The sequence below is a fragment of the Streptomyces noursei genome, from assembly GCF_001646665.1.
In the GTDB taxonomy this organism is placed as follows: domain Bacteria; phylum Actinomycetota; class Actinomycetes; order Streptomycetales; family Streptomycetaceae; genus Streptomyces; species Streptomyces lavendulocolor.
In genome coordinates this window covers 52,858-78,243 of sequence record NZ_LWBU01000158.1, presented here as the reverse complement: position 1 = coordinate 78,243, position 25,386 = coordinate 52,858, and the positions used below count along the sequence as shown (strand labels likewise).

Genomic DNA, 25,386 nt, shown 5'->3' with positions numbered 1-25,386 from the left:
GCCATGGCGAGCGACACCACCACGACCACCGGCGCCCCCGCCGCACCGCCCCCGCCGCCGGCCCCGGCCGGTGCACCGCGCAGCGCGTGGCGCGGCCGCCGGCACCGGTGGGGCGTGCGGTGGGGACCGTACGCGCACATCGCGCCGTTCTTCGTCCTCTTCGCCGCCTTCGGGATCTTCCCGCTCCTCTACACGGGCTGGGCCTCGCTGCACCGCGTGGAGCTGACCGCCCCCACCGACATGGAGTGGGTGGGGCTGCGGAACTACGCGCGCCTGCTCGACGACGAGTTCTTCTGGAACGCGCTGCGCAACACGGTCACCATCGGTCTGCTGTCCACCGTGCCGCAGCTGCTGATGGCGCTGGGCATCGCGCACCTGCTGCACGGGCGGCTGCGCGGCTCGACGTTCTTCCGGGTCGTCGCCCTCACCCCGTACGCCACCTCCGTCGCCGCCGCGACGCTGGTGTTCGTGCTGCTCTTCGGCAGGGACTTCGGCCTGGTCAACTGGGTGCTCGGCCTGCTGGGCGCCGGTCCGGTCGACTGGCAGAACGGCAGGTGGACCTCGCAGTTCGCGGTGTCCACCATCGTCATCTGGCGGTGGACGGGCTACAACGCGCTGATCTACCTCGCCGCCCTCCAGGCGATCCCGGACGAGCTGTACGAGGCGGCGGCGCTGGACGGGGCCTCCCGGTGGCAGCAGTTCCGCCACGTCACCGTGCCGTCGCTGCGGCCGACGATCCTGTTCACGTGCGTCGTGTCGACGATCGGCGCCACCCAGCTGTTCGGCGAGCCGCTGCTGTTCAACGGCAGCGCGGGCGCGACGGGCGGCTCCGACCACCAGTTCCAGACGCTGGGGCTGTACCTGTACGAGCAGGGCTGGGTGAACCTGCACCTGGGCCGCGCCTCGGCGATCGCGTGGGCGATGCTGCTGATCCTGCTGCTCGCCGGGGCGGCCGTCGCGCTGGTGCGCGCCTGGCGGAGGAGGACGCGATGAGCACACCCCCGGGCCGTCGCGGGCCGCGCGCCGGGCTGCTGACGTACGCCGCGCTGCTGGTGTTCACCGTGGTGTCGCTGTTCCCGCTGGTGTGGACGGCCATCGCGGCGTCGAGCAGCAACGGCCGGCTGGCGCGGACGCCGCCGCCCTTCTGGTTCGGTGACGACCTGCTGAGGAACCTGGGCGTCGCCTGGACGGACGCCAACCTGGGCAGGGCGCTGCTCAACACCACCGTCGTGGCGGGCACGGTCGCGGCGGGCACGGTGCTGTTCTCCACCCTCGCCGGTTTCGCCTTCGCCAAGCTGCGCTTCCGGTTCAGGAACCTGCTCCTGCTGCTGGTGGTCGGCACGATGACGGTGCCTCCGCAGCTCAGCGTCGTGCCCCTGTTCATGCTGGTCGCCGAGGTGTCGTGGACGGACCGGCTCCAGTCGGTGATCCTGCCGGCCCTGGTGAGCGGCTTCGGCGTTTTCTTCATGCGCCAGTACCTGGTCACGGCGCTGCCCACCGAGCTGGTCGAGGCGGCCCGGGTGGACGGGGCGAACGGGTGGCGGGTGGTGTGGCACGTCGTCTTCCCGGCCGCCCGGCCCGCGATGGCGGTCCTGGCGATGCTGACGTTCGTGATGTCCTGGAACGACTTCTTCTGGCCGATCATCGCCCTCACCCAGGCCAATCCGACGGTCCAGGTGGCGCTGACGGGCCTCGGCCGCGGCTACATCCCCGACCAGTCGGTCATCATGGCGGGCGCCCTGCTGGGCACCCTGCCGCTGCTGCTGGTCCTGGTGGTCTTCGGGCGCCGGATCGTCGGCGGCATCATGCAGGGCGCCGTGAAGGGCTGAGCCGGGGCGTGTCTCCGGCCTGATCCGCAGGACACGCCCCGGGGCCGGGGGGAAGGGGGCGCGCCCCGGCCGGGTGGGGGGCATCCCGGCCGGAGCGCTGGAGGGGTGGTCACCGGTAGGCGGCGAACGCCTTCGTGAAGGCCAGCGGCTGCTGGAGGATCGAGCTGCACGTGGCGTCCGCGTGGTTCACGGCCCCGGCGGCGCACTGCTTGTCGCGGGTCGAGGACCACATCGACAGCCAGGCCAGGCCCTTGGACTTCGCGAAGTCCACGAGCTGGGTGGCGTCGTCGACCTTGAAGATCTCCGTGGTGACGTCGTTGACGCCGATCATCGGCGTGACGGCCACGGTCTTCCAGGCGGCCGCGTCCGACAGTCCGAGCACGCCCTTGAGCTGCGCCTGGGTGGCGGTCGCCGCCTGGACGGCGTACTCGCCCATGTCACCGCTGTACGCCGGGCCGTAGTCCATCGCCATGATGTTGACGGCGCCGATCCGCACGCCGTTCTTCCTGGCGTCGGCGAGCAGGTCCACGCCCGGCTGGGTCAGGCCCTCGGGCATGACGGGGAGCGTGAAGGAGACGTCCAGGCCCGGATGGGACTTCTGCAGCTGGGCGATGGCCTGGGCGCGGCGGGTGTTGGCGGCGGTGTCGGGGAGGGCGGCGCCCTCGACGTCGAAGTCGACCTTGGTCAGCTTGTACTGGTCGACGACCTTGCCGTACGCGGTGGCCAGGTCGCCGGCCGTGGCGCAGTTGAGGGCCAGTTCGCGCCCCGCCGCGCCGCCGAAGGACACGCGCACGTCACCGCCCTTGGCGCGCAGGGCGCCTATCTGGGCGGCGACCTTGTCGTCGGCCAGACCGGTGACGCCGCCCCAGAGCGGGGCGCAGGAGCCGCCGGAGGTGATGAAGGCGAGGTTGAACTCCTTGACGCCGGTCTTGGCGGCGGTGTCGAGCAGGTCGTACGCGGGGTACAGCGAGGTGTCGACGTACGGGGCGAAGCGGGCGCCGGCGCCCTGGGCGGGCGGCGGGGTGGGGGTGGGCGTGGTGGCCGTGGGGGTGGGGGTGGGGGTGGAGGCGGAGGGCGTGGGGGTGGAGGCCGTGGGGGTGGGCTTGGCGGACGCCGTGGGGGTGGGGGTGGGCTTCTCGGTGGGCCGTCCGCTGGGCTGCGGGGTGGCGCCGCCGCCGGCCGCGCACGCGGCCTCGTCGATCAGGCAGCCGGCCGGGTCGCCCGCCTTCCCCGCCGCGCTGGTGACGAATCCGACCGTGACGGAGGCGCCGGGCGCCAGCTCCTTGTTCCAGCTCGCGGGCTTCACGGTGACGTGCTGCCCCTCGACGGTGTGCTCGCCGTTCCACAGGGAGCCGAGCTTCGTGCCGGCGGGCAGGTCGAACTCCAGGGTCCACCCGGAGCGGGTCTCGTCCGACTCGTTGGTGACGACGTACTGGCCGGTGTAGCCGCCGTCCCAGGCGCTCGTCCTGGTGTACACGGCGCCCACGGCGGCGGCCTGCGCGGTACCGGCGAACGCGAACGCCGCACCGCCGGTGACCGCCGCGGCCACGACCGCGCCGACCGCCTTGCTCCTGCCGCTCGCCCTGCGCCGGTGCGTCGCCCTGCCGCCGGTGCCGTCCGTGCTGCGCGTGCTGCCCATCGCGTGCCTGCCTCTGTGTTACTGGGGGGTTGGTTCTGCGGCAGCACGCTAGCGAGCCCGAAACGGACAAATGTCCACTACGGGGCGGTGGTTGAGAACCTTAGGCTCCGCTTAAGGAAGGCATGGGAAGCGATTAATGCTGGGCGCGCCGCCGGCGCCTCATCCGGTGCCCGCGCCCCCGCCCGCGCCTCTCCGCCGGTCCGCGCCGCCCGTCCAGACCGATCCAGACGCGCACCTCCGTACCGCCGAGGACCGAGCGCCCGATCCTCACGTCCCCGCCGGTCGACTCGGCGACGCGGCGCACGATGTCCAGCCCGAGCCCCGTCGAGCCGTCCCGCGCCCCGCTGTTGCCGCGCGCCATGGCGGCCTCCGGGTCCGCGATGCCGGGTCCCGCGTCCGAGACGAGGACGATGACGGCGTCGTCCCCGTTGTGCACGTCCACCGAGAACGCGGTGCCCTCCGGGGTGTGGCGGAAGACGTTGCCGAGCAGCGCGTCCAGCGCGGCGACCAGCTCCGGGCGGGCGACCGGGATGCGCACGGGGCGCTCGACGCCCGCCAGGCGCACCTTGCGGCCCTCGTCCTCGGCGAGCGCCGACCAGAACTCCATCCGCTCCCGCACCACTTCGGAGGCGTCGCACCCGGCGCCGGGGCCGGTCGCCTGGGTCTGCGGCTTGGCCTCACGCGCCGTGCGGATGATGGTGTCGACCTCCCGTTCGAGCTGCTCCACCGCTGCCCGGGTCTGCTCGGCGGCGGGTCCGTCGCCGAGCGAGGCGGCGTTGAGGCGCAGCACCGTCAGGGGCGTGCGGAGCCGGTGGGAGAGGTCGGCGGCCAGCTCGCGCTCGTTGGCGAGGAGCCGCACGACCTGGTCGGCCATGGAGTTGAAGGCGACGGCGGCGGACTTGAGTTCGGCCGGACCGTCCTCGGGCACACGGGCTCCCAGCCTGCCCTCGCCCAGGTCGTGGGCCGCGTGGGCGAGGCGCTGGGCGGGCTGGACCATGCGGACGCCGAGCCGGTCGGCGACGGCGACCGAGCCGACGACCAGCGCGATGCCCACCCCGGCGAGGATCAGCCAGGCGGTGGCGAGGCCGTTGGTGACCTCGCCCTCGGGGACGTACACCTCGACGATCGCGATCTGGCCGGTGCTGATGGCAGTCGGCTGGAGCAGGGCGTAGCCGCCCGGCACCTCGGCGGTCGAGGCCCGCGGGACGCGCTGGACGGTGGCGAGGTCCTTGGCGGCGGCCCGGCCCGTGCCGATCTCCATGGGCGCGCCGCCCGCCGACGCCGGGATGTGCACGGCGAGGTGCCCGGCGGCGCCGGCCTGCGTGGAGGCGACGGCCCGGTCGAGCTGGGCGCGGTCGGTGGTGATGGACAGGGACGTGCCGATGGCCGCGGCCTGGCGTTCGGCGTTGGTGAACGCCCGGTCGCGGGCCATCTCCTTGATGACCAGCCCCAGCGGTACGGCGAAGGCGACGACGACCATCACCGTGACGGCCAGCGCCACCTTGACGAGTGCCCACCTCACCGCGCCGTGCCCGCCTTCCCGCCCGCCCGGCGGTGGCGGACGGTGTCACGTCCGGTGCTCACTGCGGCGGCTCCAGCTTCACGCCCACGCCCCGCAGGGTGTGCAGGTACCGGGGCCTGGCGGCGGTCTCGCCCAGTTTCCGCCGCAGCCAGGACAGATGGACGTCGATGGTCTGGTCGTCCCCGTACGACTGCTGCCACACCTCGGCGAGCAGTTCCTTGCGCGGGACGACCACGCCCGGCCGGCCCGCCAGGAAGGCGAGCAGGTCGAACTCCCGGCGCGTCAGGTCCAGTCGCACCCCGTCCAGTTCGGCCTGGCGCCGCAGCGGGTCGACGGTCAGCCCGCCGACCTGGAGGACGCTGCTGGGCGGCGCCTCGCCGGCGGTCGCGCGGGAGCGGCGCAGCACGGCGGCCATCCGCGCGGACAGGTGCTCCACCGAGAACGGCTTGGTGAGGTAGTCGTCGGCGCCGTCGTTGAGGAGCCGCACGATCTCGGCCTCGTCGTCCCGGGCGGTCGCGATGATCACGGGTACGTCGGTGATGCCGCGCAGCATCTTCAGCGCCTCGGACCCGTCCAGATCGGGCAGTCCGAGGTCCAGGATGACGACGTCGAACCGGAAATGGGCGACCTCGCGCAGCGCCTCCAGTGCCGTGCCGACGCTCCGTACGGTGTGGGAGGCCTCGGTCAGGTGCCGGATGAGGGCGGAGCGCACGAACTGGTCGTCCTCGACCACGAGCACACTTGCCATGGGCGGCACCGTACGCCATACGGCGGAATGAGGGGGACCGGTGTTGACCTCTGGGGCGTGTGGTGCAGGATGGCCCGGATGCGTAGAGGACTCGTACATGCCATGGCGTGGTCGCTCGCCACGGGCGCGGCGGTCACTCTGTCGTGGTGGGGCGTGCACACGGTGATGGCCGGGACGGCGTACGACCCGCCGCGCGCCCTGCCGATCACGGCCGACCGCCCGGCCGCGACCCCGAGCGTGTCGCCCCGGGTCTCGTCCACGCGGCGCCCGCAGGCCTCCCCCACCCCGAGCCCCCCGCCGCCGCCGGCGACGTCGCCCGCCCCCGGCAGCGCGCCGCCGGCAGCCCCGTCGCGCACTCCGTCCCGCCCGGCGCCGACCACGCCGAGCACACCGCCCGCGAGCACCGGCGAGGTGAAGAGCTACACCGTCGACGGCGGCCGGGTGGCCTTCGACATCGGCGCCTCGTCGGCCGAACTGGTGTCGGCCACCCCCGCGTCCGGCTGGCAGATGCAGGTGTGGAAGCAGCCGACGTACATCCGTGTGACGTTCAGCCGGGACGGCAAGGAGATCGACGTCTTCTGCACCTGGCACGACCACGCGCCGCTCGTCCAGATCGACGAGCGCTGAGCGCTGGGCGCTCCGCACGGTCGGCGCGGGTCACTCGAAGACGGAGGCGGGCGGTGCGGGCGAGTCCTTGGCGCTCGCGTCGGTGACGGGGGCCGCCCCGCCCGTGAAGTCGGCCAGCTCCCGCCCGTGCTCCACCCGCCCCGGATGCGGGTCGGTCGCGACCCGGCGGGTCAGTTCCGCGACGGGCAGGGGCGTGTCGGAGGCGAGGAGTACGGCGTTGCCGAAGCGGCGCCCGCGCAGTACGGCCGGGTCGGCGGCGAGCGCCAGCTCACCGAAGACGGCCGCGGCGGTGGCGATCTGCCCGCGCAGGTGGGCCAGCGGGGGCCCGTCGGCGAGGTTGGCGGCGTAGTGCCCGCCGGGCGTCAGGACGCGCCGCACCTCGGCGAGGAACTCGGTGCTGGTGAGGTGCGCGGGGGTGCGGGCGCCGCCGAAGACGTCCGCGACGACCAGGTCCGCCCAGCCGTCCGGGACCTTGCCCAGCCCGGCGCGGGCGTCGGCCGTGCGCACCCGGACGCGGGCGTTCGGGTCGAGCGGCAGCTCCCGGCGGACCAGCTGGACGAGCGCGCCGTCGACCTCGACGACCTGCTGCGTGGAGCGGGGCCGGGTGGCGGCGACGTACCGGGCGAGCGTGAAGGCGCCGCCGCCGAGGTGGACCACCCGCAGCGGCCGGCCCGGCGGCGCGACCAGATCGATCACGTGGCCGAGCCGCCGCTGGTACGCGAAGCCGAGCCGGGCGGGCTCGTCCAGGTCGACGTGCGACTGGGGCGCCCCGTCGACGAGCAGCGTCCAGGCCCGCGCCCGCTCCGGGTCGGGTATGAGTTCGGCGACCCCGCCGGCCACGGTCTCGACGACGGCCTCGGGCCCCGCCGCCCGCCCGCGCCGCTTGTTCCTTGCCATCCACCCATTATCGGCGCCCCCGACCGCGCCCCCGGCCACCCCGGCCCGAAGGCCCGCACCACCCGGCGGGTCCGGACCGCCCGGCGGTCCGCGCCGTCAGGCGGGTCCGGCCGCCCGGCGGGTGGGGGGCGGCGGGTCCGGGCCGCCAGGCGGGTCCAGGCCGCCCGGCGGGTCCGCACCGAACCGGCGGGTGGGCCGACCGGACACGACCTAGCGGCAGTTGTCGGCGGCCTCGATCAGCCGGGCGGCCTCGCCGAGGGCCTCGCGGAGCACCACCGGGTCGGTGACCGGGCCGGTGTCGTCCGGGGGGAGGAGCCAGCCGGTGCCGGAGACGGGGGGCTCCGGCCGGTCGCCGGGGAGCGGCGGGATCCGCAGGCCCCGCCCGGAGGTGCGGGTGCAGGCGCTGCCCGGCATGTCCCAGCCGGCGGCGGTGCCCGGCGGCACCAGGAAGCCGAGGGTGTCGCAGGAGCCGTCGTGCAGCACCGGGCCCACCACCGGGGCGCCGCCGCGCCGGAGGATGTCGACGGCCTCCAGGCCCTGCCGGGCCGGGACGGTCACCAGGTCGCAGGCCTCGCCCTCGCCGGGCGGGGCGCCGCCCCCCGGCGCCGGCCAGTGCGCGGCGGTGGTGCGTGACGCGCCACCGGGCTGCGGATTCGCCTGCATGCCGACCTCCAACAAGGGATCCCTCCTCGCTCGAGTCCCCGTGTGGAGACACATTGCGTCTCTCCACATGGTTCAACGCCGGTGCGCGTCAACGGCTACGGCGGCACGCCGCCGCAAAGGATGGCAGTTCATGGCGGATCACGCGCGAGATATCCGATTTGTAGCCAAACTCCGCGTGCCCGGTCCGTCACAGCGGGTACGTTCTAGCCCCGCCGGAACAACGGCGGTGCGGTACGCAGGAGAGGGCTCGGCCATGGCGACGTCACGGGCAGTTCCCAATCTCGCCTTCCGCCGCCTGCGCGGACAGCGTTCCCCCGGGGAGTTCGCGGCCGCCGTCCGCAGGGCCGCCCGGGAGATCGGCGAACAGGTCGCGTGCGACGCCCGCTACGTCGGACGTGTGGAGTCGGGTGAGATCCGGTGCCCCAACTACGCCTACGAACGGGTGTTCCTGCACATGTTCCCGGGGCTGTCCCTGACGGACCTGGGGTTCACCGCCCGGGAGCACGTGCGCGGCCGGCGGTCGCGCGCCGCGCCCGACGGCCGGGCACCGGCGCAACAGATCACCATCCGGAACGATGAGGAGAGCGACGTGCTGCGTCGCGCATTCATGACGAGCGGCACCGCCACCGTGGCGGCCGCCTCGCTCGGCCTCGGCGCCGTCCTCCCCGCGCCGCGCGCCGGGGGCAGGTTCGGCGAGACCGAGGTGCACGCCGTGGAGGAGGCCGTACGGCGGATCCGCCTGCTCGACGACCGGCACGGCGCGGACCGGCTGTACCGGATCGCCGCCGAGCCGCTGCGCACGGCGTACGCGCTGCTCGACGCCGGCACGGCGGTCCGCCGCTCGACGGCCGACCGGATGCAGGCGGGCGCCGGTGAACTGGCTCTCTCGGTGGGGTGGCTGGCGCACGACTCCGGCCGCCTGGACGACGCCCGGTCCCACTACGCCGAGGCGCTCGCCACCGCGCGCGTGGCGGGCGATCCGGCCCTGGAGGCGCACGCCTTCTCCAACACGTCGTTCCTGGCCAGGGACTCCGGCCGGTACCGCGAGGCGGTACGGGCCGCGCAGGCCGGACAGCGGGCCGGCAGGCACCTGCCCTCGCCCCGGCTGCTGGCCCTGCTGACCCTCCGCGAGGCGGGCGGCTGGGCGGGGCTGGGCGACCGGGCGGCGTGCGAGGAGGCCCTGGGCCGGGCGCACAAGCTGTTCGGGCGCGGGCCGGGCGACGCGGACCCGGAGTGGATGTCGTTCTTCGGCGAACCGGAGCTGGAGGCGCTGGAGGCGCAGTGCTGGTCCGTGCTGGGCGACCGGCCGCGCGCCACCCGGCACGCCCGCCGCGCGGTGGCCCTCCAGGACCCGCACTTCACCCGCAACCTGGCGCTGTACCGGGCCCAGCTCGCGGCCGACCTGGCACGCGGCGGCGCACCTGAGGAGGCCGCGGCGACCGGGGAACGGGTCCTGGACCTGCTGGACCAGGTCCAGTCGAGCCGCATCCACGCCCTGCTGGCCGGGACGGCCCGCCTGCTCGCCCCGCACGCGGGCGGCGCGGCGGTGGCGTCGTTCCTCGCCCGGCGCGCCGCCCCGGGGTCGTCCTGGCCGGCCGCCGCCGCCGGGGGCCCCGCGTCCGGGAGGGCTGCTGCCGCGCCGGCGCCGCGGCCGCGGTGACTTCCCGCGCCCGGGGTCGCCGGGAGGCTCAGCCCTCCAGGTGGCCCGTGTCGTTCCAGCGTTCGAGCGCCGGGGCGTCGTAGGCCCAGCCCAGGACGGACAGGCTCGTCGGGTCGAGGCGGACGCGGGCCGCGAAGGACACGGGCTCGCCCAGCCAGCGGGCGGCGATGGAGCGCAGGATGTGGCCGTGCGCGAAGACCAGCACGTCACGGTCGGCCGAGCGGGCCCAGTCGACGACCTGGTCCGCGCGGTCGGACAGCTGGGCCAGCGTCTCCCCCTCCGGGACGCCGTCGCGCCAGATGAACCAGTCCGGCCGGCCCGCCTTGATCTCGGCCGGCGTCATGCCCTCGTACGCGCCGTAGTCCCACTCCATCAGCGCGTCCCAGTTCTCCGCGCGGTCGCCGAAGCCGGCCAGTTCGCAGGTCTCGTGCGCGCGTGCCAGCGGACTCGTCCGGACCTCGACGCCCTCCAGGCCGTCCCAGGGGCCGCGGTGGAGCCGTTCGCCGAGCAGCTTGGCGCCGCGGCGGCCCTCCTCGAGCAGCGGTATGTCCGTCCTGCCGGTGTGCTTGCCCAGCAGCGACCATTCGGTCTGTCCGTGCCGGGCGAGGAGGATCCGCGGTGCCATGAGGGCTCTCCTGAAGTTCGCGCATGGGTGTCCGTCCATCATCGCGCACGGGAACACGGGGCCACCAAAGGGGGCGATCCGCACGCGGTCCGCAGCCTCCCCGGGCTGCCGCGGACACCGGCGAAGGGGATCCGGGCCCCGATTGTCAGTGCCGGATGCGAGACTTCCGCGGGTGAGCGAATCCCTGGGCAGCGGACCGGTTCGACGTCCGCAGACGACACTCCGGCACCGGCTCGCCGAGCTGCGCGGCCCGGCGTCCGCGCCGCATCCGCTGGACGCCCGGGCGCTGGCGGCGCTGGCCGCCAACCCCGGTTGCCGGCGGCGGGCGCTGCTGGACGGGGCCGGGGTGGACAAGGCGGCGCTGGCGTCCGCGCTCGGGGCGCCGTCGGGCTTCGGTCAGTCGCAGTTCGCCTTCATGCGCGGCAACGCCTTCGAGGCCAAGGTGAAGGCCGACGGCGGCGCGGAGCTGATGCGGCTGCTCGGCGTGGCCGAGCCGGAGGACGTCCGCGTCCCCGACCTGACCGCGGCGGGCCCCCAGGGGCGCGCGGCCCGCACGGCCCTGGCGCTGCGCGAGGCGACCGGGGCCGGGGCGTGGTCGCTGCTCGACCATCCGATGCTCGCCCTGGAGGTGGCCGGTCCGCCCGCCTACCTGGAGCCGGACGCGGTGGTGGTGCACCCCGACGGGCGGTGGACGGTCGTGGAGATCAAGTCGTTCCCCATGATCGACGGTTCGGCGGACGCGGCGAAGGTGGGCGCGGCGGCCCGGCAGGCCGCGGTGTACGTACTGGCGCTGGAGCGGGTCGCGGCGGTCACCGAGGGGGCGTCGGTGGCGCACTCGGTCCTGCTGGTGTGCCCGAAGGACTTCTCCAACCAGCCGACCGGCTCGGTGGTCGACGTGCGCAAGCAGTTGTCGGTGACGCGGCGGCAGCTGGCCCGGCTGACCCGCGTCGAGGACATCGCGGCGGCGCTGCCGGAGGGGGTGTCCTTCGATGTGGAGGCGTGTTCTCCGGAGCAGCTGACGGCCTCCGTGGAGGCGGTTCCGCACGCGTACGCGCCGGAGTGCCTGGCCGCGTGCGAGCTGGCGTTCCACTGCCGGGACCGGGCCCGGGAGGCGGGCGCCGTGGAGGCGCTGGGCCGTTCGGTCCGCGGTGAGCTGGGCGGGCTGACGACGGTCGGCGCGGTGCTGGCCGCCGCGCGCGGCGAGGCCGGGGATCCGGACGATCCGGCGGTGGCGGCGCTGCGGCGGGCGGCGGCCCTGCGGGCCGAGTCCCTTCAGGAGGCGGCCGCATGTCGCTGATCTCCACGCTCGCGCGCCTGGAGGCCGTCGAGTCGGGGCGCGCCCAGCCGCTGGCCACCGTGCGGCACCGGCACGTGGCGGAGCGGCCGCTCGTCCTCGTACCGCTGACGACCGCCGGTGAGGCCGGTGCTCCGCTGGGCGCCCTGGTCGGGACGGACCGGGAGGAGCCCCGGCTGCTGGTCGTCCCGCAGCCCCGGGACCGGGACCTGCGGTTCGCGTTCCTCGCGGACCTCGCGGAGGCGGTCCTGCCGTACGTCGAGGACTTCGCGGACGACGTCGAGGCCGCCGAGCGCAGCGAGACCGACCCGGAGACCGGCAAGAAGGTCAAGGTCGAGGTGGAGCTGTGCGCGGACGCGCCGCAGCTGGTGGTGCCGGGCCGCGCCGGCGTCGAGTACGTCCGGCTGCTGGGCCGGTCGATGCGGTTCCGCCGCACGGCCGAGCAGGACCCGGAGACGCCCTTCCCGGCGCCGCCGCGCGTCCCGCTGCTGGGGCGGTGGCTGACGCACTACGGGGAGCGGGCGCGCGTGCCGGGCTCGTCGCTGCTGCTGGCGGCGACCGACCTGCTGAACCGGCACTGGGCCACCGGCCAGTCGTCCCTGGAGGACCAGCATCTGGGGGCGCTGCTGGCCTGGATCGACCCGCCGGAGGGCGCCTCGGGCGCGGAGGCGGCGCTCCGGGCGGAGCTGGGCCGCGACCGGGACGGGCAGCTGCTGTGCCCGCCGGCCGGACCGGCGACCGACCCGGCGTTCGACAACCGGCTGCTGGCGCCCGCCGTGGAGCGGTACGACCGGGCCCGGCACGCCCTGGCCTCGGCCGAGGACGGGGAGGCCGCCGACGAGCGGCTGGGCGACCTGCACCGGGCGGAGCGGGAGATCCGGCGGCTGGTCCTCACCCAGCTGCGGCCGACGTGGCACGCCGTGTGGCGGGCGCTCGACCTGGTGCGCGCGCTGCCGCCGGGCCCGCGGGTGGCGGACCGGTGGACCCGCGACCGCTGGTCGTTCACCGGCCACCGGGACCGGGTGCGGGCGGGCGAGCCGCCGCAGCCGCGCCGGGACGACGCCGTGACGGCGGCGAACAAGCTGGCCGCCCGGGAGAGCGCGCAGACGCAGCTGGAGGCGCAGGAGGCGCTGGACGACCCGCTGGTGATGGCCGGGCGCCGGCTGACGGGCGAGGCGTTCGTCGGCGAGGTGGTGGAGGTGACGATGGCGTGGTCGGAGTCGAAGCGGCCCGCGCCGCGCCCGCTGCTGACCGTCCGCACGGACGACCTGCCGCACCTGGCCGAGGGGGTGAAGGCGTACCGCTCGCTGGAGGGCAAGCCGCAGACCGCCCAGTTCGTGCGGTACGAGGACGACGGGTCCCTGGTGCTGCGCGTCCTGGACCGGATGGGGCGCGGCAGGGAGCCGGCGGAGGGCTCGGTGCCGGAGAAGGGCGACCGCCTGGTGTGGACGCTGTTCGAGCACGACCAGCGGGTGGGTCCCAAGCTGCCCGATCCCGAGGAGACGCCCTGGACGCACGGCGGCCCCCCGCGCGCCGACGCGACCGAGAGCCCCGACCCCGTGACCCCGGAGGACCTGCTGTGACGTCCGTCGCCTTCGACCCTTCCGCCGAGGCCGCGCGGGCCACCCGGGAGATCCTCGACGACACCCTGCGGGGCGACGCGCGGGGCGTCGTCGTGGACTCGCCGCCCGGTGCGGGCAAGTCCACGCTCGTGGTGCGCGCCGCGCTGGAACTGGCGGCGGCCGGCCGGCCCCTGATGGTGGTCGCGCAGACGAACGCGCAGGTCGACGACCTGGTGCTGCGGCTCGCCGAGAAGGAGCCCGAGCTGCCGGTGGGGCGGCTGCACAGCAACGACCCGGACCCGTACGACAAGGCGCTCGACGACCTCGGGAACGTACGGAAGTCGGCCCGGGCGGCGGACCTGGCCGGGCTGGACGTGGTGATCTCGACGGCGGCGAAGTGGGCGCACGTGAAGGGCGTCGAGCCGTGGGGGCACGCCATCGTCGACGAGGCGTACCAGATGCGGTCGGACGCGCTGCTGGCGGTGGCCGGGCTGTTCGAGCGGGCGCTGTTCGTGGGCGACCCGGGGCAGCTGGACCCGTTCAGCGTGGTCGGCTCCGACCAGTGGGCGGGGCTGTCGTACGACCCGTCCGCGAGCGCGGTGTCGACGCTGCTGGCCCACAACCCGGAGCTGCCGCAGCACCGGCTGCCGGTCTCCTGGCGGCTCCCGGCGTCCGCCGCGCCGCTGGTGTCCCACGCCTTCTACCCGTACACGCCGTTCCGCAGCGGGACGGGGCCCGGTGACCGGCGGCTGTCCTTCGGGGTGCCGTCGGACGGTTCGGGGCCGGACCGGGTGCTGGACGAGGCGGCCGAGTCGGGCTGGGGCCTGCTGGAGCTGCCCGCCCGGCACACCCCGCGCACGGATCCGGAGGCGGTGCGGGCGGTGGCGCTGGTGGTGCGCCGGCTGCTGGACCGGGGCGGGGCGGCGGTGTCGGAGCGGTCGGCCGACCCGGTGCCCCTCACCCCGGACCGGATCGCCGTCGGCACGGCCCACCGCGACCAGGCGGCGGCGGTCCGGGCGGCGCTGGCGGAGCTGGGCGTCGGGGGCGTGACCGTCGACACGGCCAACCGCCTCCAGGGGCGGGAGTACGACGTGACGGTCGTCCTGCACCCCCTGTCGGGCCGCCCGGACGCGACGGCGTTCCACCTGGAGACGGGGCGCCTGTGCGTGCTGGCCTCCCGGCACCGGCACGCGTGCGTCGTGGTGTGCCGGGCGGGCGTGGCGGAGCTGCTGGACGAGCACCCGTCGACGGAGCCGGTCCAGCTGGGCGTGACGGTGAAGTTCCCGGACGGCTGGGAGGCCAACCACGCGGTGCTCTCCCACCTCTCGGAACACCGCGTCACGTGGTCGCCGTAGGGCGTACTTGCGCCGGGCGGGAGAATGGAAGGTGGTCCATCGCGACGGGGGGCGTCCCCGCGGGTGGGGGAAGCTCGTCGTGCGAAGAGGAGACGTTCATGGCGGAAACCGAGCGGAGCGAGCGGCGGCTGCGACCCGCGCCCCTGCTCTTCGAGCCGGCTGAGGCCGCGTCCGACCCGGAGCACTTCTTCGACCTTGAGTCGATGGAGGACCCCCGGGAACTGCTCGCCCGGTCCACCGAGCTGGCGCTCGCGTTCCGGGCGGCCACCGACCGGGCGGTGGAGTTCCAGGCGGTGGCGGCCGCGCAGCTGGCCGATCCGCGGCGGTTCGACCGGCTGACGGCGGTGGACATCGCCGCGCGCGCGGACTGGACCGAGGACTACGCCAAGAAGATGATCGAGTTCGGCCGCGACCTCCTGCGCACCGGCGGCCCGGCGAAGGACGAGTAGCCGCCCGCCGCCCCGGGGCCCCATCGGCACGGCCGGCGGCACGTCCTCGGGCCGGCACCTCTCGGGCGTCGGGAGCCGCGGCTGGGGCGTGGCCGGTGAGCGGTGGGCGAGCCAGGCCTCTGTCGGCCCGGCACGGGGTCCCCGGCGATCTCGCGCCGGCGCCGTACGGCCCCGGCGGGCGAGTCAGCCCCGCGGTGGCGGACGAACGGCCCGCCCTCTGACACGCCCGCTTCCCGGGGCTGCCCGGGGCCAGTCGACATGGCATATGCCGGGCGGCAAGATACTCCTGCCCGCCCCTCCCCGTCCCGGTTTCCCGCAACTCCCCGCAGCGGTGCCGTGACCGCCGGTAGATGTGTTCGGTATGAGTACCTGGCTGCGAGACGAGACCCCCCTGAGCCCGGCTCCCCGCGTCGCCGACGAGAGCCGCTCCGACGTCTTCCGCCTCCTGCGCGACGAGGGACGTCATCACACCGCGCAGGTCACCGCGGACGGGGCCGACTGGCTCGCGTCGGCCGCCGCGTACCCCCGGTCCACCCTCGCCCTGTGGGAATCGCGGCCAGCCGCGCCCGCGGTGCTGCCGTGCGGCTCGGCCTTCGACGTCGTGAGCGTCGAGTCGGTCTTCGGGCGCCGCATGCTCGACCGGCTGTGGGACGAGGGCCCCGGGTCGGGCCCGGTCGCCGTCCACCGCGGGCGGCTGCTGCTGTTCACCGCCCCCGGCACGGCCCACCGGCTGCCGTCCCTGCTGCGCTGGGAGGAGTGGGGGCAGGCCGTGCCGCCCCTGCTCTGCCACGGCACGGGGGACGCGGTCACGGTGCCCCCGCTCACGTCCGGGTCCGCGGACGGCTCGGCGCCGCGCTGGCTGGTGGCCCCGGACACCCGGCACCCCTGGCTGCCGGGGCCCGAGGTCGTCCTCTGGGCCTGTGTCCGGGCGGCCCGCACCGGGGCGTCCACGGGCGTTAAGGTTTCGATTTTTCCTCCCGCCGACCAGGGTGCTAATGTCTACGACGTCAGCAGGCGCCGCTAGCTCAGTTGGTTAGAGCAGCTGACTCTTAATCAGCGGGTCCGGGGTTCGAGTCCCTGGCGGCGCACGGACGGGAAAAGCCCCTCGCGGAAGCGGGGGGCTTTTTCGTACGCCCACGGAATCACGGGGCGCCGCCCATGCCCGGTGCCGTGCCGCCGGGCATGGCGTCACGGCACGGTCACCCGCACCGTCCAGGTGCCGGTCCGCGTCCGGTCGGCGACCTCGACCCGGACGTTCTCGCCGGGGACGGTGAACGTCTCCCCCACGCCCAGGGGCGCGTCCGCCAGCGGCGGGTAGACCGACCGGTCCCAGCAGGCACCGGTCGAGGGGTGGGTGTCGATCACCTCGACGGGGCCGGCCCCCGACACCGCGTCGTTGCGGACCCGGTAGATCAGCACGCCCTCGGTGCAGGTCCCGTGGTCGTTGCCGGCCGCCCCGCGCGCCTCGATCGCCAGCGCGCTGGAGCCGCTCGTCCTGACGACCGCCAGCCGGGTGCCGACGGAGGTGCCCCGTTCGGGCGCCGCGGCCAAGGGCTCCAGGGTGAAGCGGCTGCCGCCCGGCTCGCCGACGCAGCGCACCTCGCGCCGGTTCAGCCAGCCCAGCTTCCACTTGTGCCACCCGAAGAGCTCCGGCGCCAGGGCGAACTGGCTGCCCATGACGTCCCAGTCACCCACATGGGTGTCCCAGTCGCCCTTGCCGTCCATGGGGCGGTGGTACAGGTCCGGCAGGTCGAAGACGTGACCGGTCTCGTGGGCGAGGACGTTGCGGTCCGGGGGGTGCCGCTCGAACACGGTGACGATCCGCTTGATCTCGGCACCGTCGGCGTACAGCGGGGTGCTGAAGTTGACCACCTTGGTGGCGTCGGAGTCGACGCCGGGCGCGTCCGGATCGGCGACCAGGTAGACGATGTCGTACCGCGAGAAGTCGACCACCGGGTCGGCCGCGGCGAGCGCGTCGCGGAGGTAGGCGGCGCGCCGCTCCGGCTCCCAGTCCCGCCGTATGGCGTACGAGGTCGAGGGGCGCGGCATCCGGATCCACTCGCGCCGCGGATGCGGGCGCAGGGTGAACTTCCCGTAGGAGGCACGCCGGAAGAAGTGGCTGGTGGCGGGGAAGTAGTCGGCGGCCAGCGCGTCGGGGGCGGCCAGCGGCCGGGAGTCGGGGAACGACAGGAAGACCATGAGTGCGTCGAGCTCGCGGACGGGTCGCGGATAGGCGGCGTTCCAGGTGTCCAGTCCGAGCGAGTGGTGGGCGTCGGTGCGGGGCAGGGCGCACGGGCCCGCGGCGGGAGCGGCGCTCGCGGGGCCGGCGACGAGACCGGTGGCGGCGAGCGAGCAGAGGGCGAAGAGGGCCGCGGCGGTGGAACGCAGACTGCGGCGTTCCACTCCGTCGGGTGTCTGCTGACGCTCCACGTCGACCTCCGGTACGACATACGGGACGTCTCACCACCCTGGAGCGTTTTGTGGTGATACGCCCTGTTCCGCTGCCCCACTCGGGTGAGTGGGCGACCCGCCGCGGTGGTCCGGGAAGTTCACGGAAAGTCACAACCGGTCATGGCAGAACGGGGCCCCGCCACACCCGTGCAGAAACGATCGGCCGCCCGGCGGCGGCGGATTCCCCACAGCAACCCCATGCGCCTCATGCGGCGTCGGCGCTGGAACGGCCGCCGCGAGAGCCTCTATGATCGGCACACTTTCCTGGCCGACCCATCCCGACCACATCTGTGCGTCACAACTGCCTTGCGGGAGCGAGCCGTGAACGGAACCTCCGAAGGACCGGGAGCTGCGGCAGTCTCATCGACCGGAACCGCCTCACGACCGGTCACAGAGAGTAATGAAACTGTCGGTGAACCACGCCACTCGCCCGTCGTCGCCCGCCTCCCGGCGAAGACGCCCGGCGCACCCGGCGCACACGCCCCGGCCGACTACCGCGCGGCCTTCAACGCCGCCCACATCGCCATGGCGGTGGTGGACCCCGACGGGCTCGTGGTGACCGCGAACGAAGCCCTCGCCGCTCTGCTCGGCACCGACACCGCGTCCCTGCGCGAGCAGGCCGCCGCCGACCTCGTGGACCTGGCGTCCGACAGCCGCACCTGGCACGCCTACCACGAGGTGCTGCGCGGCCGGCGCTCCAGATTCCGCTGCACCCGCCGGCTCAAACACCCCGACGGGCGGTCCCTGTGGGCCGAGGTGACCGTCGCGCCGGTCACGCCCAGCCGGGGCGTGCTGCTCTCGATCGCGGACATCAGCGACCGGCGCCAGCTCCAGGCGCGGCTGCGCCACCTCCAGATGCACGACCCGGTCACCCGGCTCCCCAACCGCACCCTGTTCTTCGAGCGGCTCACCTCCGCGCTGGAGAACTCCTCGTACGACGACGGCGGCACCGGCCGCATCGGCCTGTGCTACCTGGACCTGGACGGGTTCAAGGCGGTCAACGACACCCTCGGGCACCGCGTCGGCGACCGGCTGCTGGCGGCCGTGGCGACCCGGCTCACCGAGTGCGCCGACGGCGACGGCCACACCCGCCACGGGGGTCACCTGGTGGCCCGCCTGGGCGGTGACGAGTTCGCCATCCTGGTCGAGGACTCCACCGGCACCGAGCAGCTCGCCGACCTCGCCCGGTCCGTACTCGCCTCCGTACAGCAGCCGTTCGACCTGGCGGGGCAGCGGCTCTCGGTCTCGGCGTCCATCGGCGTCGTCGAGCGGGCCGCCGCCGGCACCACCGTCAACGGCCTGATGCAGGCGGCCGACACCACGCTGTACTGGGCCAAGGCCGACGGGAAGGCCCGCTGGACGCTGTTCGACCCGGAGCGCAACGCGCACCGGATGACGCGGCAGTCGCTCTCCTCCACCCTCCGCCCGGCCGTCGAGCGGGGCGAGTTCGCGCTGGAGTACCAGCCGCTGGTGGGCATGGCGGACGGGACCGTACGGGGGGTGGAGGCGCTGGTCCGGTGGAACCACCCGCAGTTCGGCCCCCTGGCGCCGAATCGGTTCATCGGAATTGCTGAAGAGGACGGGTCGATCGTCCAGCTGGGCCGCTGGGTCCTGCGCACGGCGTGCCGGCAGGCCCGGCAGTGGCAGCTGGACCACCCGGGCGAGCGGCCGCTGTTCGTGAGCGTCAACGTCGCCGTGCGCCAGGTGTGGGACTCCGACCTGGTCGCGGACGTCGCCGAGATCCTGGCCGAGACCGGCCTCGCCCCGCATCTGCTGCAGCTGGAGCTGACCGAGTCGGCGGTGATGGGCTCGGCGGGACGACCGCTGCAGGCCCTCCAGGCGCTCAGCGACATGGGCGTGCGGATCGCCATCGACGACTTCGGCACCGGTTACTCCAACCTCGCCTACCTCAGCCGCCTCCCCGTCTCCGTCCTCAAGCTGGACGGGTCGTTCGTCCGGGGGTTCCAGGACGAGGAGCACCCGAACCCGGCCGACGAGGTGATCGTCGAGGCGCTGGTGCAGCTGGCGCACCGGCTCGGGCTCACCGTCACCGCCGAGTGCGTGGAGACCTCGGGGCAGGCGGCCCGGCTGCGCCGCATCGGCTGCGACACGGGACAGGGCTGGCTGTACTCCCGGGCGGTCACCGCAGAGCGCATCGCGGCGCTGATCGGCGTCGGCCCGGACTGACGCGCGGCACCCCCGCCGCCCCTCGCGTCAGCCCGGACCGCCGCGCGCGGCATCCCCGTCGCCGCTCACCAGCAGCGCGCTGCGCACGAAGTCCCGTACGACCTCGGGCACTTCGCCAGTACGGGGCCAGGCGACGCCGACCCGGCTGCGGCTCACCCCGCGCACCGGCCGGTAGACCACGTCGGGGCGCCGGTAGAAGCGGGCGGTGGCCTCCGGAGTGAGGCTGATGCCGTAGCCGTTCGCGATGGCGTTCAGCCACTCGTCGGGGTTGCTCGCCACCGCGCCGACCGTCACCGGGTGCCCGCCCCGCTCCTCGACGGCCAGCCAGTGGTCGCGCCACCAGCCGGAGGCCTCGGGCGTGGCGACGAACGGCTCGTCGAGGACGTCGGAGAAGTCGATGACCTCGCGGCCGGCCAGCCGGTGGGTGGCCGGCAGCGCGAGCCAGCGGTCCTCGGTGAGGAGCACCTCCACCCCCAGGTCCTCCTGGCCGGGGAACGGCAGCCGCAGCAGCGCCACGTCCGCCTCGCCGCCGGCCAGCCCGGCGGTCGGGTCCTCCCAGCCGGTCTGGAGCATCCGCACCCGCCAGCCGGGGCGGCGGCGGGCGAACTCCGCGATGATCCGCTGGGTCAGCTCGTTGGCGGCGGACGCCACGAACCCCACCCGCAGCACCCGCGCCGCCCGCTCGGCGGCGGCCGTGGTGGTGCGCAGCGCGGTGTCCCAGGCCCCGAGCACGCCGGGGACGGCGGCGGCGAGCGCGGCGCCCGCCTCGGTGAGGGCCATGCCGTTGCGGGAGCGCACGAACAGCTCGGTGCCCAGCAGCGCTTCGAGCTGTCTGATCTGCTTGGTCAGCGCGGGCTGCGAGATGAACAACCGTTCCGCGGCACGGGTGAGGTGGCCCTCCTCCGCGACGGCGGCGAAGTAGCGCAGCAGCCGGGTGTCGACGTCCATGCCACAAGGTTATGGATCCACGTATTGGACCGGCGGCGCCGGGCAGCAGGATGCTCGATGGCACAAGGAGCCGCTAGCCGGGAAGAGTTGAGATGACCAACCCCAACATCGAGTTGATCAGGCGTTTCTGGGCCGGCTACGCCACCGGGGACCTGGAGGGCCTGCGCGAGGCGGTGCTGGCGCCGGACGCGGTGTGGCACGTGCCGGGCGACCACCCGCTGGCCGGCAGCCACCGGGGCCCGGAGGGGATCACGACGTACCTCGAAGGCCTGGCGACCGGGGACTTCTCGGCCGACGTCTGGTACGCGGGGGCCGACGAGAACCACGTGGTGGAGGTCCACCACTGTGTGAGCCACCGGGGGGACGGCAGCGACATCGACATGGACTGGGTGCTGGTCTTCCGCATCGAGGAGGGGCGGATAGCCGAGATCCGGCACTTCCCGGCCGACCAGGCGGCCGTGGACGAGTTCTTCCACGTGCTCGTGGACAACGGCTGAGACGCCGCCCGCCCCTGTCCGGGGGAGGCCGGACAGGGGCGGGCGGGTGGGGGGTCGGGGGATCAGCAGGAACCGAGGTCCTGCCAGACGCCCCACTCACCGGTGGTTCCGGGCTCCTCGCCCTTCGTCCACCACTTGGCCTTCCAGGTGTGCCCCTTGTGGGAGACCTGCGCACCGCCGGTGTACTCCGCGGCCGGCGACCAGGCGGCCGCGGCGCACCCGGCCGGCGGGTCCGTCGGGGTCGGCGTGGGAGTCGGGGTCGGGGTCGGCGTGGGGGTCGGGTCGGGGTCCACCGGGGACGAGCCGACGGCCGCCACGATGTCGTTCAGCAGCGTGGTCCGCTCGTCCAGCCCGAGCAGGGAGTACATCATCGCGCCGGCCAGGCCCCGGTCGTGGGCGTAGTCCGCGCGGGCCTGGATCGCCCGCTTGTCGAGGCCGGTGAAGAACTCGCCGTCCTTGTAGAAGTACGCGGCCTTCGCCTCGTCGTCCCAGAAGGTGGTCGCCGGGTTGTCGACGATGCCGCCGAGCTCCTTGTAGTGCGCGATGCCGGCCTGCTGGCTGACGGGCCGGGCGGCGGAGGCCCCGGTCGCGCTCTGCGCCAGGCCGTTCTTCGCGCCGGCCGGGACGCCCTTCCAGCCCCGGTAGTAGAACTCGTAGCCGAGCGTCAGCTTGTTCGCCGGGAAGCCGCCCGCGATGCCGTACGCCGGCTTGCCGTCGATCCAGGCGTCGATGGCGTTGTCGACCGAGTACTTCTCGGTGCCCGGCTTGATCGGGTCGGTGGGGTCGCCCGCGCCGGAGTACAGCGGCGACTGGTGGTACGTGGGCCCGTCGCCGTCCCAGGCGCCGTGCATGTCGTACGTCATGATGTTCGCGTAGTCGAGGTACGCGCCGATCTTGTCGGTCTCGATGTGCTTGATCTTGTCCTGCCCGGCCGGCAGCGCGGCGGTCAGCAGGTACTTCTTCCCGCCGTGCGCGGCCCCGTACGCGTCGAGCTGCTTGCGGAACTCGGCGAGCAGCAGCGTGAAGTTCTGCTTGTCCTCGGGCCCGTAGTGGTTGCCCAGGTGCCCGTCGGGCGAGCCGGGGTACTCCCAGTCGATGTCGATGCCGTCGAAGATGCCCGCGGCCGTGCCGGGTCCGCCGTAGCCGCCCTCGACCGGCAGGTCGCCCGCGATGTACTGCTTGACGCACGAGGCGACGAACTTCTTGCGGCTCGCGTCGGTCTTCGCCGCGTCGTGGAAGTACTTGGAGTACGTCCACCCGCCCAGCGAAATGTTGATCTTGAGCTTGGGGTACTTCGCCTTCAGCTCCTTGAACTGGTTGAAGACGCCCACGATCGGCTGGTCCCACTTGTCGGCGACCCCGTCGACGCTGTCGGCCGCCGAGAAGGACCGCTGGTAGTCGGCGTACGAGTCGCCCGCGCCGTCACCGGCGTTGGGGTTGTTGTCGTCCCCCGCCGCCTTGTTGGCCTCGAAGCAGGTCAGCTCGGTCGGGTGGATGTTGCCGAACGAGTAGTTGATGACGTCCAGCTTGCCGGCGATCCCCCGGGTGTCGAGGTGCTTGGGGTAGAAGGCGTTCCCGTACACGCTCCACTGGTCGTAGTACGCGATCTTCACCCCGCCCGAGGAGGGCGCGGCGGGCTGCGCGGTGGCCGTGCCACCCACGGCTGCCAGCGCCCCGGCGGCGAGCACCACGCTCGTGAGCGCGGCGATGAGGGGTTTGCGGTGGTGCACGTGCGGCCTCCGGGAGGGGGTGTGCGGTACGGGAGTTGGAGAAGTGATAGCCGCCGCGTGAACACCGCGTCAATGGTCCGGACCAAATGAGGACTAGACCAATGCTTCACCAAAACCCCTTGTCACCAGGGGTGTCCACCGCGAAGGGACCCTTCCGCGCCCCCCATGACAAGCCCTTTAAGCCTGTCTTAGGAACCTTGTGCGCCCGTTCCCGAGCGAGAACCACCCGCCCCCGCCCGGGGCCGCATCCCGCCCCGACCCACCCGCGGCCGGGCGACGGCCCGGGGTGGGGCCGTGCAGGGTCGCCCCCGCAGGGGTTGGCGGCGAGGGGTGGGCTCTCGATCCCGTGACCCAAGGCCGCCGGCCCCGAGGAGGCGAGCCCGGAGGGGCCACACCCCACCACCCGCCGCACCGGTGCCGCCCACCGGACCGGCACCCCGACCGGGGCACTGGCCACCCGGCGGGGGCACGAACCACCCGGCCGGGCACTCAGCGGGCGGTCAGGCCCGCGGCGCGACCGCCGGGAGGTCGTACACGTCGGCGATCAGCTCGTACGACCGCAGCCGCGCCTCCGCCCCGTGCGCGTTCGCCGTGATCATCAGCTCGTCCGCGCCCGTCCGCTTCTGCAGCCCGTCCAGTCCGTCCCGGACCGCGTCCGGCGTACCGTGCACCACGTTCGCCAGCCAGCCGTCCACGAAGTCCCGCTCGACGGCGCTGAACTCGTACGCCTCCGCCTCCTCGGGCGTCGGGATCAGGCCGGGCCGCCCGGTGCGCAGCCGGACCATCGACAGCGCTCCCGTCAGCACCTGCCGGCGCGCCTCGCGCTCGTCGTCCGCGGCCAGCGCCGAGACGCCGATCAGCGTGTAGGGCGCGTCCAGCACGGCCGAGGGCCGGAAGGAGTCGCGGTAGAGCTCCAGCGCCGGAACGGTGTTCCGCGCCGAGAAGTGGTGGGCGAACGCGAACGGCAGGCCGAGCATCCCCGCGAGGCGCGCGCTGAACCCGGAGGAGCCCAGCAGCCACACGGGCGGGCGCCCCTTCGGTCCCTGCACGGGCCCCGGTACGGCGTGGATCCGGGCGTAGGGGTGGCCGTCGGGGAAGTCGTCGTCGAGGAAGCGCACCAGCTCGGCGAGCTGTTCCGGGAACTCGTCGGCGCCCTCGCTCAGCCGGTCGGTGCGGCGCAGCGCGGCGGCGGTGGCACCGTCCGTGCCGGGGGCGCGCCCCAGGCCGAGGTCGATCCGCCCGGGCGCCATCGCCTCCAGGGTGCCGAACTGCTCGGCGATGACGAGGGGCGCGTGGTTGGGCAGCATGACGCCGCCGGACCCGAGGCGGATCCGCGACGTGTGGGCGGCGAGGTGCGCGAGGATCACGGCCGGCGACGAGGAGGCGACGCCGGGCATGGAGTGGTGCTCGGCGACCCAGTGCCGGTGGTAGCCGCGCCGCTCGGCCAGGCGGGCGAGGGCGACGCTGGTGCCGAGGGCCTGTGTGGCGGTGCGGCCGCTGCCGACGGTGACCAGGTCCAGTACGGACAGGGGGACGGGCGCCGTCCCGCTCGCCGCGCCCCGGACGGCGTCCGCGCCCCGGATCTCGCCGGCGCCGGGGCGCACGTCCGCACCGGGGGCCTCGCCCGGGCCCGTACCCTTGCCTCGCATCGCGTCGTCGTCGCTCACCGGTGGACCTTCCTGCACGGGAAACACATACGGCCACCGGTAACAGGAGGTTATCTCCGTTTATTCCTTGCGGGCGAACAGCGTCCCCAGGTCCGCCGACCACGCCCCGCGCCGCTCCGCCAGCCGCAGCCCTTCCCACACCGTCACCTGGTTCGCCGTGAGCACCGGCTTGCCCACCGCGGCCTCCAGCTCCGGCAGGCACCCCACGGTGTGCAGTGCCGTGTCCGGTACGAGGACGGCCTCCGCGCCGGGACGGTCCGCCGCCCGCACCAGCTCCAGCACCCGCTCCGGCCCCCACGCCGCGGCCTCGGCCGCCGTGGCGACGCCGGCCGCCCGGGACGCGACCACCTCGACGCCGGCCGCCTTCAGGAAGCCGGCGAACAGGTCGGTGACGTCCTCCGGGTAGGTGGCCGCCACCGCCACCCGCGCGGCGCCCACCTCCCGCAGCGCGTGGACGAAGCCGAACGAGGTGCTGGACGCCGGGAGCCCCGCCGACACGGCCAGGGTGCGGATCTGCTCCTGCGCTCCCTCCCACCCGTACAGGAACGATCCGCTCGTGCTCGCCCACACCACCGACTCGGCGCCCGACAGGCGCAGCTGCTCCATCCCGGCCGCGAGCCGCCCGGCCGATCCGCTCTCCAGCAGCGCGTCGACCCGGCGTGCGTCCTCGCCGGTGCCGGTGTGGACGATCGGCACGTTGACGCCGGTCAGCAACGTCTCGATGCGGGGGTAGTCGTCCTCCGCGTGGTGACCGGGGTAGAGCAGTCCCACAGTCGTCATGTCACGCCCTCCTGGGGGTCGGGGGCCGTCCTCGGCCCCGTTCATGAGCAGCGCCGCACGCGCGCCGGTCCGCCGCGCCACGGCCCGTGGCGGCCGGACGCGCGGCGGGGTCCGCCCCGTCACGGCTGCCCCCGCCGGCCCGGGATAGTCCTCGCGACCCCCCACCCGGCCCTCCGGGCGGGCAGTGTCCACCGCGGGTGTCCCCCGCTCCCGCGACCCGCCCAGGGGCTTGTTGACGGCGGTGGGCCGGGGTGCC

Annotated in this window: 22 protein-coding genes and 1 tRNA gene; 12 read left to right on the top strand and 11 right to left on the bottom strand. The window is 74.4% G+C overall.

Features of this window, described 5'->3' with window-relative positions:
• Positions 1-3: 3 nt before the first annotated feature.
• Positions 4-993 carry a carbohydrate ABC transporter permease gene (locus tag A4V12_RS12470; RefSeq protein ID WP_064069578.1) on the top strand — a complete coding sequence of 330 codons (990 nt, stop codon included), beginning with the start codon at positions 4-6 and terminating at the stop codon, positions 991-993.
• Complete coding sequence (locus tag A4V12_RS12465) at positions 990-1,829, top strand: carbohydrate ABC transporter permease (protein ID WP_079137004.1); 840 nt, start codon at positions 990-992, stop codon at positions 1,827-1,829. Before A4V12_RS12470 ends, A4V12_RS12465 begins: the two co-directional genes overlap by 4 nt.
• Positions 1,830-1,938: 109 nt before the next feature.
• On the opposite strand, the gene A4V12_RS12460 is transcribed toward A4V12_RS12465, so the two are convergent.
• The 3 genes from A4V12_RS12460 to A4V12_RS12450 all read right to left on the bottom strand — a co-directional run bounded on the left by A4V12_RS12460 (position 1,939) and on the right by A4V12_RS12450 (position 5,738).
• Positions 1,939-3,468, bottom strand: a complete 1,530-nt coding sequence (locus tag A4V12_RS12460) for a glycoside hydrolase family 18 protein (RefSeq protein ID WP_064069367.1) — start codon at positions 3,466-3,468, stop codon at positions 1,939-1,941.
• Positions 3,469-3,601: 133 nt separating this feature from the next.
• Positions 3,602-4,990 (bottom strand): sensor histidine kinase, encoded by a 1,389-nt coding sequence (locus tag A4V12_RS12455; protein WP_064069366.1) that lies wholly within the window; start codon positions 4,988-4,990, stop codon positions 3,602-3,604.
• Positions 4,991-5,048: 58 nt separating this feature from the next.
• Positions 5,049-5,738 (bottom strand): response regulator, encoded by a 690-nt coding sequence (locus A4V12_RS12450; RefSeq protein WP_079137003.1) that lies wholly within the window; start codon positions 5,736-5,738, stop codon positions 5,049-5,051.
• A 69-nt stretch (positions 5,739-5,807) separates the two neighbouring features.
• Between A4V12_RS12450 and A4V12_RS12445 the strand changes: the two genes are divergently transcribed.
• Positions 5,808-6,365 carry a hypothetical protein gene (locus A4V12_RS12445; RefSeq protein ID WP_064069364.1) on the top strand — a complete coding sequence of 186 codons (558 nt, stop codon included), beginning with the start codon at positions 5,808-5,810 and terminating at the stop codon, positions 6,363-6,365.
• 30 nt (positions 6,366-6,395) lie between these two features.
• Here the strand turns inward: A4V12_RS12445 and A4V12_RS12440 are convergent, their stop codons facing one another.
• Both A4V12_RS12440 and A4V12_RS12435 read right to left on the bottom strand, forming a co-directional pair.
• Positions 6,396-7,262: a spermidine synthase gene (locus tag A4V12_RS12440; RefSeq protein ID WP_064069363.1), complete on the bottom strand. Its 867-nt coding sequence runs from the start codon at positions 7,260-7,262 to the stop codon at positions 6,396-6,398.
• A 210-nt stretch (positions 7,263-7,472) separates the two neighbouring features.
• Positions 7,473-7,925 (bottom strand): hypothetical protein, encoded by a 453-nt coding sequence (locus tag A4V12_RS12435; protein WP_079137027.1) that lies wholly within the window; start codon positions 7,923-7,925, stop codon positions 7,473-7,475.
• Between the two features lie 253 nt (positions 7,926-8,178).
• On the opposite strand from A4V12_RS12435, the gene A4V12_RS12430 reads away from it, so the two are divergent.
• Complete coding sequence (locus A4V12_RS12430) at positions 8,179-9,585, top strand: hypothetical protein (protein ID WP_064069362.1); 1,407 nt, start codon at positions 8,179-8,181, stop codon at positions 9,583-9,585.
• 28 nt (positions 9,586-9,613) lie between these two features.
• Here A4V12_RS12430 and A4V12_RS12425 read toward each other — a convergent pair whose 3' ends face one another.
• Entirely contained in the window at positions 9,614-10,210 is a 597-nt protein-coding gene (locus tag A4V12_RS12425) for a histidine phosphatase family protein (protein WP_064069361.1), read from the bottom strand.
• A gap of 172 nt (positions 10,211-10,382) precedes the next feature.
• On the opposite strand from A4V12_RS12425, the gene A4V12_RS12420 reads away from it, so the two are divergent.
• The 6 genes from A4V12_RS12420 (at position 10,383) to A4V12_RS12395 (ending at position 15,958) form a co-directional block, all read left to right on the top strand.
• Positions 10,383-11,507: a hypothetical protein gene (locus tag A4V12_RS12420; RefSeq protein ID WP_064069360.1), complete on the top strand. Its 1,125-nt coding sequence runs from the start codon at positions 10,383-10,385 to the stop codon at positions 11,505-11,507.
• The gene (locus A4V12_RS12415; protein ID WP_064069359.1) at positions 11,498-13,087 is read left to right on the top strand and encodes a hypothetical protein; all 1,590 of its coding nucleotides are present in this window, start codon (positions 11,498-11,500) and stop codon (positions 13,085-13,087) included. Before A4V12_RS12420 ends, A4V12_RS12415 begins: the two co-directional genes overlap by 10 nt.
• Positions 13,084-14,421, top strand: coding sequence for an AAA domain-containing protein (locus A4V12_RS12410; RefSeq protein ID WP_064069358.1), 1,338 nt, complete (start codon positions 13,084-13,086; stop codon positions 14,419-14,421). Before A4V12_RS12415 ends, A4V12_RS12410 begins: the two co-directional genes overlap by 4 nt.
• A 98-nt stretch (positions 14,422-14,519) precedes the next feature.
• Complete coding sequence (locus A4V12_RS12405; RefSeq protein WP_064069357.1) at positions 14,520-14,870, top strand: hypothetical protein; 351 nt, start codon at positions 14,520-14,522, stop codon at positions 14,868-14,870.
• 361 nt (positions 14,871-15,231) lie between these two features.
• Positions 15,232-15,894, top strand: coding sequence for a bifunctional DNA primase/polymerase (locus A4V12_RS12400; protein ID WP_064069356.1), 663 nt, complete (start codon positions 15,232-15,234; stop codon positions 15,892-15,894).
• Positions 15,885-15,958 (top strand) — tRNA-Lys (locus A4V12_RS12395). The genes A4V12_RS12400 and A4V12_RS12395 overlap by 10 nt, the downstream gene beginning before the upstream one ends.
• A 100-nt stretch (positions 15,959-16,058) precedes the next feature.
• On the opposite strand, the gene A4V12_RS12390 is transcribed toward A4V12_RS12395, so the two are convergent.
• Entirely contained in the window at positions 16,059-17,300 is a 1,242-nt protein-coding gene (locus A4V12_RS12390) for a M6 family metalloprotease domain-containing protein (protein WP_079137001.1), read from the bottom strand.
• 342 nt (positions 17,301-17,642) lie between these two features.
• On the opposite strand from A4V12_RS12390, the gene A4V12_RS12385 reads away from it, so the two are divergent.
• Positions 17,643-19,508: a putative bifunctional diguanylate cyclase/phosphodiesterase gene (locus A4V12_RS12385; RefSeq protein WP_064069354.1), complete on the top strand. Its 1,866-nt coding sequence runs from the start codon at positions 17,643-17,645 to the stop codon at positions 19,506-19,508.
• Between the two features lie 27 nt (positions 19,509-19,535).
• On the opposite strand, the gene A4V12_RS12380 is transcribed toward A4V12_RS12385, so the two are convergent.
• The gene (locus tag A4V12_RS12380) at positions 19,536-20,456 is read right to left on the bottom strand and encodes a LysR family transcriptional regulator (RefSeq protein WP_064069353.1); all 921 of its coding nucleotides are present in this window, start codon (positions 20,454-20,456) and stop codon (positions 19,536-19,538) included.
• Positions 20,457-20,548: 92 nt separating this feature from the next.
• Here A4V12_RS12380 and A4V12_RS12375 point away from each other — a divergent pair, with 92 nt between their 5' ends.
• A complete protein-coding gene (locus A4V12_RS12375; RefSeq protein WP_064069352.1) occupies positions 20,549-20,953 on the top strand; it encodes a nuclear transport factor 2 family protein in 405 nt (134 codons plus the stop codon).
• Positions 20,954-21,015: 62 nt separating this feature from the next.
• Here the strand turns inward: A4V12_RS12375 and A4V12_RS12370 are convergent, their stop codons facing one another.
• From A4V12_RS12370 to A4V12_RS12360, 3 genes are all read right to left on the bottom strand, one after another.
• Positions 21,016-22,683, bottom strand: coding sequence for a glycosyl hydrolase family 18 protein (locus tag A4V12_RS12370; RefSeq protein WP_064069351.1), 1,668 nt, complete (start codon positions 22,681-22,683; stop codon positions 21,016-21,018).
• A gap of 500 nt (positions 22,684-23,183) precedes the next feature.
• Positions 23,184-24,332: an LLM class flavin-dependent oxidoreductase gene (locus A4V12_RS12365; protein WP_079137026.1), complete on the bottom strand. Its 1,149-nt coding sequence runs from the start codon at positions 24,330-24,332 to the stop codon at positions 23,184-23,186.
• 78 nt (positions 24,333-24,410) lie between these two features.
• Positions 24,411-25,130, bottom strand: coding sequence for a maleate cis-trans isomerase family protein (locus A4V12_RS12360; protein WP_064069350.1), 720 nt, complete (start codon positions 25,128-25,130; stop codon positions 24,411-24,413).
• Positions 25,131-25,386 lie beyond the last annotated feature (256 nt).

Coding starts and splice junctions, on each gene's coding strand:
- A4V12_RS12470 (WP_064069578.1), top strand. CDS start 4: ATGGCGAGCGACACCACCACGACCACCGGCGCCCCCGCCGCACCGCCC.
- A4V12_RS12465 (WP_079137004.1), top strand. CDS start 990: ATGAGCACACCCCCGGGCCGTCGCGGGCCGCGCGCCGGGCTGCTGACG.
- A4V12_RS12460 (WP_064069367.1), bottom strand. CDS start 3,468: ATGGGCAGCACGCGCAGCACGGACGGCACCGGCGGCAGGGCGACGCAC.
- A4V12_RS12450 (WP_079137003.1), bottom strand. CDS start 5,738: ATGGCAAGTGTGCTCGTGGTCGAGGACGACCAGTTCGTGCGCTCCGCC.
- A4V12_RS12445 (WP_064069364.1), top strand. CDS start 5,808: ATGGCCCGGATGCGTAGAGGACTCGTACATGCCATGGCGTGGTCGCTC.
- A4V12_RS12440 (WP_064069363.1), bottom strand. CDS start 7,262: ATGGCAAGGAACAAGCGGCGCGGGCGGGCGGCGGGGCCCGAGGCCGTC.
- A4V12_RS12435 (WP_079137027.1), bottom strand. CDS start 7,925: ATGCAGGCGAATCCGCAGCCCGGTGGCGCGTCACGCACCACCGCCGCG.
- A4V12_RS12430 (WP_064069362.1), top strand. CDS start 8,179: ATGGCGACGTCACGGGCAGTTCCCAATCTCGCCTTCCGCCGCCTGCGC.
- A4V12_RS12425 (WP_064069361.1), bottom strand. CDS start 10,210: ATGGCACCGCGGATCCTCCTCGCCCGGCACGGACAGACCGAATGGTCG.
- A4V12_RS12415 (WP_064069359.1), top strand. CDS start 11,498: ATGTCGCTGATCTCCACGCTCGCGCGCCTGGAGGCCGTCGAGTCGGGG.
- A4V12_RS12405 (WP_064069357.1), top strand. CDS start 14,520: ATGGCGGAAACCGAGCGGAGCGAGCGGCGGCTGCGACCCGCGCCCCTG.
- A4V12_RS12400 (WP_064069356.1), top strand. CDS start 15,232: ATGAGTACCTGGCTGCGAGACGAGACCCCCCTGAGCCCGGCTCCCCGC.
- A4V12_RS12380 (WP_064069353.1), bottom strand. CDS start 20,456: ATGGACGTCGACACCCGGCTGCTGCGCTACTTCGCCGCCGTCGCGGAG.
- A4V12_RS12375 (WP_064069352.1), top strand. CDS start 20,549: ATGACCAACCCCAACATCGAGTTGATCAGGCGTTTCTGGGCCGGCTAC.
- A4V12_RS12365 (WP_079137026.1), bottom strand. CDS start 24,332: ATGCGAGGCAAGGGTACGGGCCCGGGCGAGGCCCCCGGTGCGGACGTG.
- A4V12_RS12360 (WP_064069350.1), bottom strand. CDS start 25,130: ATGACGACTGTGGGACTGCTCTACCCCGGTCACCACGCGGAGGACGAC.